The sequence below is a fragment of the Streptomyces sp. NPDC047982 genome (genome assembly GCF_043204165.1).
Classification (GTDB): domain Bacteria; phylum Actinomycetota; class Actinomycetes; order Streptomycetales; family Streptomycetaceae; genus Streptomyces.
On sequence record NZ_JBIDBS010000016.1, the window covers coordinates 65,674 to 80,513 of the forward strand.

At 66.3% G+C, this 14,840-nt stretch carries 9 protein-coding genes and 1 pseudogene; 7 read left to right on the forward strand and 3 right to left on the reverse strand.

Annotated features, from left to right (window positions below):
* Positions 1–45 precede the first annotated feature (45 nt).
* Together ACGF2V_RS20525 and ACGF2V_RS20530 are read left to right on the forward strand one after the other, a co-directional pair.
* On the forward strand, positions 46–1,860 hold the full coding sequence (locus ACGF2V_RS20525; protein ID WP_362708145.1) for a reverse transcriptase domain-containing protein: 1,815 nt from the start codon (positions 46–48) through the stop codon (positions 1,858–1,860).
* 136 nt (positions 1,861–1,996) lie between these two features.
* Positions 1,997–3,210, forward strand: a pseudogene (locus ACGF2V_RS20530) (IS110 family transposase).
* A 612-nt stretch (positions 3,211–3,822) separates the two neighbouring features.
* Here ACGF2V_RS20530 and ACGF2V_RS20535 read toward each other — a convergent pair.
* Complete coding sequence (locus ACGF2V_RS20535) at positions 3,823–5,043, reverse strand: hypothetical protein (RefSeq protein ID WP_362708147.1); 1,221 nt, start codon at positions 5,041–5,043, stop codon at positions 3,823–3,825.
* A 529-nt stretch (positions 5,044–5,572) separates the two neighbouring features.
* On the opposite strand from ACGF2V_RS20535, the gene ACGF2V_RS20540 reads away from it, so the two are divergent.
* Positions 5,573–6,358, forward strand: coding sequence for a helix-turn-helix domain-containing protein (locus ACGF2V_RS20540; RefSeq protein WP_362708150.1), 786 nt, complete (start codon positions 5,573–5,575; stop codon positions 6,356–6,358).
* A gap of 763 nt (positions 6,359–7,121) precedes the next feature.
* Here the strand turns inward: ACGF2V_RS20540 and ACGF2V_RS20545 are convergent.
* Positions 7,122–8,018 carry a helix-turn-helix domain-containing protein gene (locus tag ACGF2V_RS20545; protein WP_362708153.1) on the reverse strand — a complete coding sequence of 299 codons (897 nt, stop codon included), beginning with the start codon at positions 8,016–8,018 and terminating at the stop codon, positions 7,122–7,124.
* A 513-nt stretch (positions 8,019–8,531) separates the two neighbouring features.
* Here ACGF2V_RS20545 and ACGF2V_RS20550 point away from each other — a divergent pair.
* Positions 8,532–9,218, forward strand: coding sequence for a TetR/AcrR family transcriptional regulator (locus ACGF2V_RS20550; protein ID WP_362708155.1), 687 nt, complete (start codon positions 8,532–8,534; stop codon positions 9,216–9,218).
* A gap of 158 nt (positions 9,219–9,376) precedes the next feature.
* Here ACGF2V_RS20550 and ACGF2V_RS20555 read toward each other — a convergent pair whose 3' ends face one another.
* Positions 9,377–10,270: a cytochrome P450 gene (locus tag ACGF2V_RS20555; protein ID WP_362708157.1), complete on the reverse strand. Its 894-nt coding sequence runs from the start codon at positions 10,268–10,270 to the stop codon at positions 9,377–9,379.
* A gap of 928 nt (positions 10,271–11,198) precedes the next feature.
* Between ACGF2V_RS20555 and ACGF2V_RS20560 the strand changes: the two genes are divergently transcribed.
* From ACGF2V_RS20560 to ACGF2V_RS20570, 3 genes are all read left to right on the forward strand, one after another.
* Positions 11,199–11,753 carry a hypothetical protein gene (locus ACGF2V_RS20560; protein WP_362708161.1) on the forward strand — a complete coding sequence of 185 codons (555 nt, stop codon included), beginning with the start codon at positions 11,199–11,201 and terminating at the stop codon, positions 11,751–11,753.
* 300 nt (positions 11,754–12,053) lie between these two features.
* The gene (locus tag ACGF2V_RS20565; protein WP_362708164.1) at positions 12,054–12,419 is read left to right on the forward strand and encodes a hypothetical protein; all 366 of its coding nucleotides are present in this window, start codon (positions 12,054–12,056) and stop codon (positions 12,417–12,419) included.
* A gap of 337 nt (positions 12,420–12,756) precedes the next feature.
* Positions 12,757–14,667, forward strand: coding sequence for an acyl-CoA dehydrogenase (locus ACGF2V_RS20570; protein WP_362708166.1), 1,911 nt, complete (start codon positions 12,757–12,759; stop codon positions 14,665–14,667).
* The last annotated feature ends 173 nt before the right edge of the window (positions 14,668–14,840 follow it).

Genomic DNA, 14,840 nt, shown 5'->3' on the forward strand with positions numbered 1-14,840 from the left:
AAGGAGCACAGGAGATCGAGACATTCGGGCCGGGAGGCATGCGTAATGCAGAGTGCCGAAACGGTCTTACATGTCATCCGGGAACGCGGCAGGCGTGGCCTGACGCTGGAGAGAGTTTATCGGCAGCTGTTCAACACGAGCCTTTTCCTCATGGCCTACGGACGAATTCAGTCCAATGCGGGTGCGATGACGCCCGGGGTTAACGGAGAGACTGCGGACGGCATGTCGCTGGCGAAGATCGATACGATCATCGGCGCTCTTCGCTCCGAGTCATACCGATGGACGCCGGTCAAGCGGGTCTATATCGAGAAGAAGGGATCCCGAAAGAAACGCCCGCTGGGACTTCCTGCCTGGTCCGACAAACTGGTGGCCGAAGTGGTCCGTCTCATTCTGGAGGCGTACTACGATGTCCAGTTTTCTGACCGCTCCCATGGTTTCCGCCCGGGACGGGGGTGCCACACTGCCTTACGTGAGGTGGCGGAGACCTGGAAAGGTACACATTGGTTCATCGAAGGCGATATCTCCGACTGTTTCGGCAGCCTGGATCACGAGATCATGCTTGGGGTCCTCTCGGAGAAGATCTTCGACGGCCGCTTCCTGCAACTGATCGGCAGGATGCTGAAGGCTGGATACCTGGAGGACTGGCGATGGCACTCAACACTCAGCGGTGCTCCGCAGGGTGGAGTGGCCTCACCGATCCTCTCCAACATATATCTGAACCAATTTGACCGATTCGTTGAACAGTGCCTTCTGCCGGACTACAACCGAGGAGACACGAGAAGGCGCCACCCTGAATACCAGCGGGTCGCAGCTCGGATCGCCAGGGCAAGGAAGTATGGGGACCTGGCAACAGTGCAGCAGCTTCGGCAGCAGCAGCGGAGCAGGCCCAGCCTAGATCCCAACGATCCGAACTACCGCCGCCTCAGGTACGTGAGGTACGCGGACGACTGGCTTCTCGGGTTCGCAGGGCCCAAGAGCGAGGCCGAGGAGGTGAGGGAGCAAATTCGGGTGTTCCTCCGAGAAAAACTCAAATTGGAACTCTCCGAGTCCAAGACCCTCATCACGCACGCCGCCAGCCAGGCGGCGAGCTTCCTGGGCTATGCGATCAGGGCACAGCGCAGCGATACGAAGATATCGCGAGGGCGTCGAGCCACTAACGGCGTCATCGGGCTCTACGTGCCGCAGCGCGTCATCCGGCAGCGATGCGCGATCTACATGAGACGCGGAAGACCGGCATCTCGCGGGGCACTGATCCACGACAGCGACTACTCGATCGTGGTGAAGTACCAGGCGGAATACCGAGGTGTGGTGCAGTACTACCTCCTTGCCCAAGACGTTCACCGTCTGGGGCGTCTGCGATGGGTTATGGAAACTTCTATGCTCAGAACCCTCGCGAACAAGCACAGGGCCTCTGTCCGGAAGATGGCGCGAAAGCTCTATGCGACCACCGAAACACCGGACGGTCCCCGATGGTGCTTGCAAGTCACGGTCCCCCGTGACAACGGGAGGAAGCCGCTGGTTGCCACCTTCGGCGGGATTCCACTCAAACGGAAGCGCACCGCAGAAATGGCCGACCGGGCACCGGCCACCAACCGAAGTCGCGGAAATGAACTCCTGCAACGACTGCTGGTTGGCGAATGTGAAATGTGCGGCTCGAAATCGAACCTGCACGTCCACCACATTCGAAAGATGGCCGATCTCAAACGGCCCGGTCGGCCCGATCGACCTTCATGGGTAGTCCTCATGGCGCGCAAGAAACGCAAGACGCTCATTGTCTGCGAAACGTGTCACCAAGACATCCATGCGGGTCGAGCCACCTCCTCCACCCGGAGGCGACCTCTGGAGAGCGACGTGCGGTGAAAGTCGCATGCGTCGTTCGGGAAGGGGCCGTCGGAAAAGGACCCGCGCCACGGGCACCTCGTCGGCGGCCTACTTCACTGTGGTGCCGCAGGGACGGCCGGGAGTTGAGGAGACGAGAGGCGAGGGGCACGCGCACATGGTGGACACGACCGCGATAAATCTCTTCCTCGGCCTGGACCTGGGCAAGGAGTTCCACCACGCCCACGGCCGGACCAGGGACGGCAGAACGGTGCACGACAAACGGCTGCCCAACACCGAACCGAAACTGCTGGAGCTGTTCACCAAGCTGGTGGCGAAGTTCGGCACCGTATTGGTGATCGTGGACCAGGTCGCCAACATCGGCGCACTGCCGCTGACGGTGGCCCGCGCGGCGGGCTGCCGGGTCGCCTATCTGCCCGGCCTGTCGATGCGGCGAGCCGCCGACCTGCACCCGGGTGAGGCCAAGACCGATGCCCGCGACGCGTTCGTGATCGCCGAGACCGCCCGGTCCATGCCGCACACTCTGCGCGCGGTGGACCGCGACGACGAAGTGCTGGCCAAGCTGACGATGCTCACCGGCTACGACAACGACCTGGCCGGCGAGGTCAACCGCACCACCAACCGGCTGCGCGGCCTGCTCTCCCAGATCCACCCCTCCCTGGAACGGGTCCTGGGGCCACGCCTGGCTTACCCCTACGTCCAGGCCCTCCTGCAGCGGCACGGCTCGCCCGCCCGGCTCAAGAGACTGGGCCGGACCCGCTGCGAGGACCTGCTCAGGGCACACGGCTCGCGCAAGGCCCACCACTTGAGTGGGGAGATCTTCGAGGCGCTCGCCGAGCAGACCCTCGTCGTTCCCGGCACCGAAGCATCCGCGCTGATCGTGCCGGGCCTGGCCGCCCAGCTCGCCGCCGCCCACACCCAGCGACGCCAGGCCGAGCAGGAGATCGCCGCCCTGCTGGAGGCCCTCCCTCTTTTCCACCTCCTGACGTCCCTGCCCGGCATGGCGTCAGGACCACGGCCGCAGTGATAGTCGCGATCGGTGACGGCACCGGCTTCCCGACTGCCGGACACCTCGCCTCGTACGCCGGACTCGCCCCGGCCACGAAGTCCTCGGGCACCTCGATCCGCGGCGAGCACGCGCCCCACCGCGGCAACCGGCTCCTCAAACGCGCACTGTTCCAGGCTGCGTTCGCCGCAATCGGCTGCAAAGCCGACCCGTCCTCCCGGATCTACTACGACCGCCAGCGGGTCCATGGCAAGACCCACACCCAGGCCATCCTCCGCCTGGCCCGGCAACGCGTGAACGTCATCCACGCGATGATCCGCACCGGCACCCTCTACGAACCGCGCGCCCTCGACCTCGCCGCCTGACATCCACGTCACCCCTACCTCTTCCAGACCGCCGCACCCGTCACCGGCACGACCACCCCCGCCGCGTCGGCCATCAGGCTGCTCGCACCGCACCCGATCCGCCGGGAACGTCCCGCTTCGCGGCACGTTCCCGAAAACCAGCACGAACGCCTACGAACCAGCCCCGCCAGGGTTGACGAAACAGATAGGGGCCCCCCTTTTGAACTCGTACCGGACCGAGGTCCGCCGGTCAGCTGCGGGCCCATCGTACGGGCTCGGGTCCGGGTGCTGGGGTCACTGTCGGAACTCGGGTGGTGGACCGGTCGGTCAATGTCGGCGACGCAGTTATTGGGCAATTCTCGCGCAGGGCCGGGGGCAGGGGGCAATTGGCTGGTGCCGGAGCCGCTGGCCTGGTGGCTGCCGGGTCAGGCAGCCGTCTGACCTGTCAGCCGCCTTCGCTCGCTCTCACCTGGCCATGCCAGCGCGCCGTCACTTGGCTGGTGGCCTCGTGCGCGGTGACGGCGCCTGCGGACGGGATCGCGCGCGGTGCAGGGGACGGCCCTTGCCCGGGCGCAGGGGATAGGGAAGTTCGGTGGCGAAGAGCGAGCGAGAACACATGGTCGGGCCCCTTGCTTATGCGGACAGGCGTGCTGCGCGGAGCTGGGCTGCGGCGTTGCGCAGGCGCGCGGTTGCCTGGGGATAGTCCGTGCCGGAGGCGAGTATGTGACCGCTACGCCGCAGGGTTCCGACGCGGTGCTCGGCCGGATACGGCTGGAGGGAGGCGTACGGGGTGATGTGGTGAGGGGCAACCGTGCTCGGAGGCAGCAACGGGGTCGTGCCGTGACCCTGGAGGAAGCGCACCGCGCTCGCGCCGAGGCGACTCTCATCGGTCAGGAGGGTCTGCCCGCGGGCGTGGTGGCCGGCCTGGGAGATGAGGTCGATCCCGGTCACCTGCTCGATCAGCATGCCTGTCAGGGGGTCGGTGAGGTGGGTGGTGACGCTGATGACCCGGGGCCCGGTTGAGGTGATCCGCATGCGGATCTGCGCCGGTCCTGAGCGGTGCCCGAGGGCGGCCAGCGCACGGCTCGCCGTGTCCTCGACGGCGGGCGCGCAGACGTCTTCCGCGTCGACCACCACTTCCACTGGGAGCAGTGCGGGTTCGGCCTGCGGGTCAAAGGTGGCATGGGAGATCGCGACGGTCGTGGGTCCGGATGGTGAGTCGGAGATGTAGGCGGTGGCTTCGATCCCGTCGAAGAGTGGCTCTATCACAGTGCCGGTGCCCGGCCAGGTGGCGGCGGTGGCCGCAGCGAAGGCTTCTGCAAGTTCGGGTAGGCCGGTGACCTGCCGCGCGGCGTACCGCGTGCGGGGCGAGGCAGGCTTGCACACGAGCGGGAATCGGACCTGATGTGCTGCTTCCAGGGCCTGGTCGTAGGAGTCCGCATGGACGGCTCCGCTGTTGTCCACGTCGGCAGCGCTGAGGAGTTGGGCCGTGCGGTGGCGCAGGGTGGTCGCTTCGGTCATCGCGTGGGACGGCCCGGGCAATGCGAGCTCGCGCCGGAGCAGGTCGGCCGTGCGGGCATGGGCGGGATGAAAGGTCAGTACGCCGGCGATGGACTGGGTGCTGGCCGACTTCGCTACCTCGTTCACGACTTGAGGGGGGTCGAGGAGGTTAGCGGTCCGGGCGGCGGCAAGATGGGGGCGTTGCCAGGTCGGCGGTTCCGTGTCGATGAGGAGCAGTGGTCCGACTGCGGCGAGGCGTTGCATGGCGTGCTCCCACTCCGCCTGCGGTCCGCTGCCCAGGACGACGAGGTGCCCGGTGGGGCCGTCATCCCGGTGGGGCGCGTGGGTGCTCACGGGTGGTACTCCAGAGTGTAGAAATCGGTGCACTCGCTGGCGGCGCCAGGGGGTTTGATCACTCTCGCCGGGCGGTTGGGGGCGGGGCAATGGCTCCTCGCTCAGGTTCCCCGGCTGCGGTCGACATGAGGCTCGTTGTGTCGCGTAGCGGGACGTGAACTCAATATCCGATTGCTGCTGGCGGGACGCGGTCCACGCGATGGGAGAAGGCGGCATTACCACAGCTCACACGGGGTGTCCGTGGAAGGAGGGTCCACGGAGTGACACCCGCGGCCACGAACCGGCGCACAGGCGTCCCGCTCTGACGACCGAGGTGGCACACTCCGGCGAAGTAGGCGCTGACCTGCGGGTTTTCCGCTTGCTTGTGGTCAACTCTAAGTTCGCGCAGCGTGTTTGAGGGTGCACAGGAACATCCTCTTCCTGGAAGCGGTGGTTCCTCCACAAGATTCGGTTCTCACGGTAGAGATATGCCTGTCGGGACCCGTGCGGCGGGATCAAGCCCCGCGACCGCCTACCAGGAGGACTGTCAGTGATCGGCACCGAGTTTGTCGAGTCCGCCGACACGGTGGACGAGGGTATGACCGCCCATGCCCGGGTCTATCTCGTGCTTCAGACCTTGAACAGCATGGGCCCCGGGCTGCACCCGCTGCGGCGCATCATCGACGAGTCCGGCGTGACCAAGTCGACCGTCCACCGCATCTTGCGCGCCGGGGTGGAGGCCAAGCACCTGATCTATCGCGCGCCGGGCCGCTACGGCATCGCCACCGACGTGGCCAACCACCGCCCGGATGCAAGCGTCCACCTCAACTTGCCGCATGACAGTGCACTCGACCGCGAGACCACGGTACTGCAGCGGCAGACCGCCCAGGTGGCCATGGCGTTCAGCGCGGTGCTGATCGACGACACACCGGGCCGGCTGATGCTCAACCACACCTACGGTCGCCGCAGCGATTTCCAGGCGGCGTTCAACCACGCCGACGTGGACACCAAGGTGGCCCTGCGGTACGCGCCGCTCACAGCGGACGCCGCCGGGCTTGCGATCCTCTCGCACCTCGACGGTGCTCCGCAGAGCCACCTCATGCGGGAGATACGTTCCGAGGGCTACGTGCTCACCCAGTCGCCATTGCTGGACTGGAAGATGCTCGGGGTGCCGCTGTGGCGCGGCTCGACCGTGTACGGATCGATGGTGGTCATGGGACTGCGCCCGCAGATGGAACGCAATCGTCGGGAGTACGCTGCCGCCGCGCTGGCCTGTGCGGCACGCCTGAGCGCCCGCTGCGAGTTGGGAAGCGGCGCGATGCGCCTGGCGAGCTGAGGGGCTCGCGCTCTGCACGTGCACTGCGTCCGGGGGGCGGCTTTGCGACCACACCGGCCGGAACTCGATCAAGTGTGTACTGACTGAGACCTTCATGCCTCCAGCACAGTCTGTCCGCGCCGCATCCTCGGTTCCCTCGAAACCAGCGTAGCAGCGACGGCACTGTCGGGCTGGCCGACCTCCTCGACGCTCAGACGGGCCTGCTCAGGTGTTGAGGGGGCAGTTCGGCAACTCGGTGGATCCCGTTGCGCCGTACATCATTGATCCGGCCGCAGCGACGGGGCCGAGCACGGGGTCTGGTTGGACCCGGCGTTGGTCGTGGGACGTGGTCTCCCTCGGGTCGGGCCGTCCCAGCGACCCGCTCGCCGGTCAACCGTCCTCGTCCTCCCAGATCGGGAGAGTCGGGATGCTCTGGGTCATCACGGATGGGACGGGCAGCAGCCTCACAGCACGAAAGGATCGACGCCAGAAGCATCTGCGCTCGCCTGGTGCCGGACACGGCGCGGCGGTGTGCCGGGACATCGAGCCCTCCCCGCTTCTCAGCCTCCGCCACTCCGGCCGCCCGCGACCTGCTGGGCGATGGAAGGGCGCCACGCCATGCGGGCGGGTCGCCCAGCTGCCGCCGACGATGCGCCTGCACATGGCCCTTGACGCCTGCCTGAAGCAGATGTTGCGGACTCGCGCGATGTCGCGCCACTGTGCACCCGTGCGCCCGTCGCCCTTGCGCGAGGGGCTGTCGTCACGGCGGGCGGGGCCGCCGTACTCATGCAGCGCGCTCCGGCACCTGCCGGTCAGGCTGAGCGCTGACCACGCGAAGAGCCCTTTCAGGCATGGACCTGCCATCGAGGTCCACGAGCACCAGAGTGAGGCGCATCAGTCCGAGGACCTTTAGGGACCACGGGGTCTCCTCGACCAGCCGGCAGCCTTGGAGGCCAACGTGCGCATCGGGGTGACGCAGTTCGCGGACCGCGCCTTCGTGGTGGACCAGGTCGGCGCCGGAACCCAGGACCCAGTTGGGCATGTCGGTGAGGTAGGCGTCGCGCAGCGGGGGGCACAGATAGACGTCGCGGCGGATGGCCTGGAGTCCGGCGTCATCGTCGTGGCGCTCGAGGCTGGAGGAGAGCTGCGCGAGCATGGCCAACTGCCACTTCAGGTGGTCCACGAGCACGCCCGGGGCGTCCGGATGGAACAGGCCGAAGCGCAGAAAGTTGGCGGAAGGCATCGAGGTGGGGTGGGCTCGCACATCACGGAACAGGTCGCGGTAGGCTTTGTTGGCCATCCTCACGTCCCACCGTTGGTCGATGACGAAGCTGGGCAGCGACAGCGCGTCCATCATGACGCTGTAGTCGCCGAGGAAGGCCGAGGTGGCCGTGTCTTCCGCTTCGGTGCTGCGGAACATGGCGCGCAGGTACGGTTGCGGGGCCCGATCGACCGCGTACCAGAACAGGCGGGCGGTTTGGAACTCGGTCATCTCAAGGGCGTCCGCGAGCAAGTACAGCTTTTCGTCTGTCCACTCCTTGACCCTGCCACGTTCCCAGTTCCCGTAAGCCCGGGAGGTGATCCCGAGGCGCGCGGCCACGGCCTCCTGGCTCAGTTCGAGGTGATCACGACGGCCCTTGAGGAAAAGATGCAGGCGATGGGCCCGCATCTCCGCGGCCAAGGCCTCCTCGTTGTCCGCCCCGGTTCCCCTTGACGTTGCGGCCCGGTCATACGCCCCCCCGGCAGCCGCTGATCCAGCTCTGGTCGCAGCACGACTGTCAGGATCTGCTGTTCGTTTTACTCCGGTATGGATCCCGGTCGTCACAGCGCCTCCCCGTACGTCAAACGGCCCCGCGGCCGGCCGCCCCGCCCGGCCGCAGCGCGGGCTCGTCGGGCCGGGACGCACACACAGGGGCTGGCCATTGGCAGTCATGGCGCACGTTGGCTGACCTGACGGCTGTTCCGGTTGTGCGTGCGGGGCCCGGGGGCAAAAACCGACCGGGTGCCTGGTCTGATTTCATGGGTCATGATTCACTCATCTCAGCGGGAATGCAACAACGTTGGAGCGAGCAACATTTGAGATCGGGCGTTCGAGTGACCAAGTGTGTCGCAAAGTTGGGTCGCGCCGAGTTCAGCGTGCTGTTCGAGCAGTGGCTCGCTGGCGTGCCGCGAACGCGTGGAGGAATGGGGAGAAATGTCAGGGCCACAGCAAGTTCGTTCCCGCACGACGCGCGAGAGGCTGGTGTATGGGGCGGCTCTCGTCTTCGCCGACATGGGGTACGCCGCATCGATCAATGACATCACTGAAGCTTCGAGCGTCAAGAAGGGTGCAATTTACCACCATTTCAGGAGTAAAGAGGAGATTGCCGGGGCGGTCATGGATGAAGGCGCGGTCAGGGACGAGTCCATGCCTGCGTCTGGGCTTGTGCTACCGGACCAGTTTTCCTGGGTGCAGATGGTGGTGGACCAGTCGAGTCGTCTGGCCGCGCTGACTCCGGAGGTGCCTGCGGTAAGGGCCGCGCATCGACTGGCTACCGAGCCGGGCACACCGTTCTTCGGGAAGATATGGCGGCACTATCAGCCCGTGATCGCGCAGGTCCTGCAGAAGGCGCACGAGAGGGGAGAGCTCCTCCCCTGGATTGATCCCGAAGAGATGTCCAAGACGTGGATTGCGGCTTTCACCGGTTACGACCTCATTCGGCGAAGCGAGCCCGAGAACCTCCCGCAGGACATCTACGGTCTGAACCGGAACATGGTGGTCCAGGGCGTGCGCCTTGAGATCCAGCGCGAGCTGGATCTCACCATCGAGCGGGGCAGAGACCTGGCCGCTTCGCATCCCCTGTACGCGAAGGCCAAGGCCAATGCGGCAGTTTATAGCTAGGACTGTGCGCCTTGCCCGGCCGCGGCCGGGCAAGGCGCGCTAGGTCCCGCCACCGGCCAGAAGAGCCTTTCCTTGTGCTGATGCGCATTCCCGCGACGTGGTGTGAGCCAGACGCAGCCTGGCGCCCGGGGCGGCTGGGGACCGCCGCCGGGCTCCCGTCAGGCGTCGACAACGGCGCTCTGGGCGCCGAGGCGGACAGGGATGCGGATGTACCCGTTGACGATCCAGGACGGCACGAAAGTCAGGCTCTCGGCGGGTGCTGTCAGATGAGACGTCGGGAACCTGGCGAACCACCGGGCGGCCGCCACCGTGATCTCGCGGCGGGCGAGTGCGGCACCCGCGCAGAAATGGGGTCCGGCTCCGAAGGCGAGGTGCGGAGCCTGCTTCCGCATGATGTCGAAGTGGTCGGCGTCCGCTCCGTGCGCCTGCCGGTCACGGCCAGTTGCTCCAAAGTCAATGAGTATGGGCTGGCCCTTTGGGAACAGCTCACCGGTCGCCGCGTCGTGGATGTCCTCAACAGCGAAGCGCAGAGGCACGGCGCCGGCAGGCCCCCTGAACCGCAGACTCTCTTCGCAGGCTTGGTCCCACGTGGCCTGACCGGACCGGATCAGTTGCAGCTGCTCCGGCTGGCGCAGCAGGTTGACTATCAGCGAGCCGATCCCGTGCACGGTGGTCTCGATACCGGCAGCGATGACGAGCTTGAGCTGGTCGTGGAGCTGCTGTGCAGTCCAGGCGCTCCGTGTGGCATGGGTTTCGCGCAGGAGATCTGTGGCGAGGTCATCGCCCGGCCGCGCCCGCTTGGCCTCGATCAGTTCCCGTAGCAGGTCGGATATGGCCTGCCGGCGTTCAGCTGCATCGGCCGGGCCCGTGGTGTCGAACAGCGCTGCCATCGCCCGGCGGAAGTCCTCCTCGCGCCGTTCTTCGATGCCCAGCAGCTTCGATGTCACCCCCAAGGGAAGCCGCATGGCGAAGTCCTCGACGACATCGGCCTGTGCCGAGGAGCCGATACGGTCAAGCAAGTCGTCCGCCACGCCGGTGATGACGCCCGTCATCTTCTCGACTCGTCCTCTGGACAGTGCTCGCGCGATGGGCCCTCGGAGGTGACTGTGCTGTTCCCCGTAGGAGTTGAGGGCATTCTCAGTGCCGACCCAGCTCTCGATCAGCGGATGCCGCTGCCTGGTTCCCTCACGGTAGCCAGGCCAGTGCAGGCAGGCGTCTCGGCTGACGAGGCGACTGGTTAGAAGCCTGCGGGCCAGCCCCTGGTCAACGACGAGCTTCGCCTTCAGGCCGCCCGGCAGGACAACCGTCGGGCACGGACCGAGCCGCCGTGCCTCTTCGGTGTCGATGAATGGATCACGACCAGGAACCCTCCCCAGGGACAACGGACAGACCGCGGCGGGTGAGGCTCCGCCGGCACGGCTGTCGGACACATCCTCTGCCTGGCCCGCGGATACAGGTCGGTCAGTCCCCGGCACGGCATTGTTTCGTGGCACGAACTCTCCCTCCGCTGTGCAGTCTTGGCCCGGCTCGGCCATCCGGCGCAGCGGATCGCGGCGCGGGGCCGAACGCTCAGGGCCTGTCTGCGAGGCGTTCATTAGCACACGGCCGGGCGGCGAATGAAGACTTCAAAACCGACCAGGCGTATGGTTGGATTTCTTGCATGCTGCCACAAGGGGGAAGGAAGGTCCACGGCGCCGAAACGTGCGACCTGCGAGGGTGGAAGTCCTGTGCTGCTCCGGCACGGAGGTGAACGGCGTGGTGGGAACTCAGGGCAGGCCCTTCCGCATGCTTCTGCGCCTGTACCGTGGACGGCGCTCCCGGAAGGAGTTGAGCTTGCCGGCAAGGCCGTCCAGAGCCGCAGGCCCGAAGGTAACGGGCTTACGCCCAAGCGACATCTACTGGCTGCTCGACCCCGGCTCCGGCGTGTTCCAGGGGACTGAAAGCGGGGCTCAACAGCCCTGTGCCGAGACGTTCATGAGGATGACGTGCCTCCTCGGATTCAACGGACAGCACGTACGCATCGCTCAACTCGGCCTCTCCGGTGCGAAGCCGCCCGCGACAGCGGGAGTGTCATCCGGCTGCTGGCAGGAGATGGTCGACGGCCATGGGGAGATGGCGATCGTCCTCGATGCCGACGGGGCGATTGTCGCCGCGTGCTCAGCGTTCCTGGAGATGGCCGCATCCGCCCACCAGAACTGGGGGCGGTGGACACTGCTCGACCAGGCCGTTCGCGACAACTGGCCACGGAAAGCTGCCTGGACGCCACGCCCGCCGACCGGTTATATGCCCGCCGGTGTGCACCGCCCCGCCTCCGGCCCCCTCACCGCCATACGTCAGGTGGTCCGGGACGATCCCATTGCCCAGCACATTCTGGTAGCCGACTCCGGAATCGGCGGCCGGGCCCTGCCCTTCAGGCACAGACAGTGGGGCACGAGGAGGGTTCGACCACTTCTGGCCGTGGCATCCGCCGCGACACTCATCACCTTGCCGTTCATGCCAGACGATCACGATGCAGCGCTCAACGCCTCTGCGTGAGCCCATCCTGACTCCTACACAACGCGGGAGGTCTCTATGCACGTAGTGATACCCCAAGATCCCTTCTGGGCTGAACTTTGGGCAACCGTTGATGACCCCCTTCTGCATGAGCTGGACTCCAGGGTAGACGCGCCTCCTGAAGAACTGGTGGTCAGGCACGCCTATGCTGCTTACGACCGGATCCTGTACCAACTACCGCCGGACGTACGACAGCTCGTGCTTCCCCACACATCCTGGCGGGCGACGGCGCTCCCAGGCCAGCAGGAACTCCTGGACCAACGCCGGCCCGTGGAGGAGGGAGTGTCCCTGTACCGGGCGGACGGCCAACCGCTCACACCGATGCACGTCATCGACATCGCCGAAGACGACCTCGTCGCGCTGGTCACCTTCCAGTGGCATCTGACGTCGGACAAACTGTGCGACTTCGGCACCCTGGTCCCCCAACACCTTGCCAACGTCTACCGTAGGGCCCTCGGGGTACTCACGGCGATCCCCCCGCCCGGCCTGCTTGAAGCACTCGCAGCTGCGCGACGCAGTGGCGGCGTCGAATTCTTCCTCTCGGTGGATGCTCAGGCCGCCTACGACACACATCGGGACAAGATCATTCAGGTCATCAGCGGACACAGTCCCGATATCACGTCCTTTCATCGCATGCTGTACACGTGACCGCGACCGGAAGACGGCAGATGGAAGCCGCCCGGGGCGGCGAGGAGGCAAAGACGTGCGAGTTGCGTGACACCGGACAGTGTCCCCTTGCTGAGCACCACCTCACGCTGCAGGCGGGGCGGGCTCCTCCATGGGCGCCCCACAGCCCGCCCCGGCCTCGCCCCCGTCCTCCCTCGGCGCCGTTCTCGAGGGTCCCGCCACTCAGCGCGTCCTGGAATCGAGGAGGAACGCATGCGTCTGAAGCCGGAGCGTCGGGCACGTACCACCATTCAAGACCGCGGAATCGTGGGAATGATCATGGTGAACCAAGCCAGGAGCATGCCATATCGTCCACAGAGTGATCATCACTCAGACTCCTGCGCAGGAGGACCACTCCGTTGCGGCAGACCTTACCCGAGCACTCTTCGACGGTCAGTTCGACCAGATCCACCGGCCCTGGCGCGACTTCTTCAGCACCAGCACTTTCCACCACCGCGAGCTGCCGCCCGAGGATCGGATGGAGCTCAGTTACGAACGCCTGCGTCATCTCAACAAACTCCTTCTGGACAGCCCCCACAGCCCCGAAACCCTCGCTCAGGACCCATCGCGGCTCACTGCCCTGCATGAGTGGGTAGGTCCGGTCGACCCAGGACTCGGCACGATCCTGACCATCCACTACAACCTCTTCCTGGGAAGCCTGACGAACTTCGAGGACACGAACGGATACGATCTACGCCCCTACGTGGCCATGGACCGCACCGGCGTCTTCCTCTGCACGGAACGGGCCTACGGCAACAACGCCCCGCAGCTGAAAACCACTTCCACCTGGGACCCTGCCAGTCGCGAGTTCGTCCTGCACACACCAGGACCTGGAGCGGCTAAGTTCATGCCGAACACCAGCTCGACCGGCGGCCCCAAGACGGCCCTGGTCGCGGCTCGCCTGATCGTCGCCGACCAGGACGAGGGCGTGCACCTCTTCCTCGTGGATCTCCACGATGATGCAACCGGAGAATCCCTGCCGGGAATCTCCATCGAGCGCCTGCCACAGACAGCGAGCGCCCCCCTCGACCACTGCATGACGACTTTCACCCGCCTCCGCCTGCCATACGAGGCGATGGTGCAGTCCGATCGCGGCCGGCTGACGCCTGAAGGCATCTACACCAGCACCGTCGGGGGCGCCCTTAAGCGATTCCACAGCTCACTGGGGCGGGTCACCGACGGAAAACTGTGCATGCAGGCCTCCCTCCTGGGTACCACCCGCCACGCCTTGACCGTTGCCGTCCGCTACGCCCACACCCGGCACACCTCCAGCGGCACCAGGGGCGGCAGCGTCCCGCTGTGGCACCACCGAAGCCACCACGCGCCACTGCTCGAAGCCCTGGCCACTACCTACGCCGCGACATTTCTCCACCGTTCCGCGGTCCGCTCGTGGGAGCAGGCCACCACGGCGGAGGAACGCGCCGACGCCGAACGACTTGCCGCTATCACCAAGGGGTGGATCACCTGGCGCGGGCGCGAGGTGATGGACGAGTGCCGCGAGCGCTGCGGAGCGCAAGGGCTTTTCCTGGCCAACGGCATCGCCTTCCAGCGCGCGGCGGGTGAGGGTGCCATCACCGCGGAAGGCGACAATAAGGTGATCTGGATCAAAGCTGGCATGGAGTTGGTCATGGGCCACTTCACCGGCAAGAAGCTCAGCCCCCAGCCGAGTGACCTCTCCGCCCCTGAGTCCCTACAGGAACTGCTCGGCGACGTCGCTCGAATATGGCGCGACCGCGCCGCCGAGCGGCTCCGTGGAACGGAGGAGACTCCGCAGGAGACGGACGACGGCGCTACCCGCCCGCGTCGCCGCAGTCGCCGCCCTGGCAACGCCCTCCAGCGGACCGTCCTGCCCGCACTCCGGCTGGTGGATGCCTTCGCCCCCTTCCTCGCAGCCCAGGAAATGCTGAAGGCCGCTCAGCAAGCAACCAACCCTGAGGCCAGGCGCCTCCTGTATGCCCTGCACCGGCTATTCGCACTGCATCACATAGCCGCTCACACAGGAGACCTCGTCGTAGAAGGGCGCCTGACGGATACTCAGGTTTGGACGATGCACGACACGATCGAGCTCGTGCTCGATGAGCTTGAGCCCCACGGCCTGCTCCTCGCCAACGCGCAGGCCGTTTCGGAGGATCTTCTCCTCAGCCACCCGATCATGGCCTCTGACCCTGACCACGAGACCCAGCCCACCCTCGCAGTCGCCGCCGTCGGGGTCGGGGGACAGGCTTCCTAGAGGCAGCCCGCAGCACAACGAGTGGATGCCGGTGGGGGCGTCGTCACGAAGGCTGGCCGAACACGACGATACGACCCCACCTGTGCCCGGGAGCCTGTCGTGCTGCGAGAGCGCGTACGCGGTCTTCCGCCCGTCCCCCTTCCCGAAGCTGTCGGCCGACTGCTGCCGACGGT

Coding starts and splice junctions, on each gene's coding strand:
- ACGF2V_RS20525 (WP_362708145.1), top strand. CDS start 46: ATGCAGAGTGCCGAAACGGTCTTACATGTCATCCGGGAACGCGGCAGG.
- ACGF2V_RS20550 (WP_362708155.1), top strand. CDS start 8,532: ATGTCAGGGCCACAGCAAGTTCGTTCCCGCACGACGCGCGAGAGGCTG.
- ACGF2V_RS20555 (WP_362708157.1), bottom strand. CDS start 10,270: ATGACGGGCGTCATCACCGGCGTGGCGGACGACTTGCTTGACCGTATC.
- ACGF2V_RS20560 (WP_362708161.1), top strand. CDS start 11,199: ATGACGTGCCTCCTCGGATTCAACGGACAGCACGTACGCATCGCTCAA.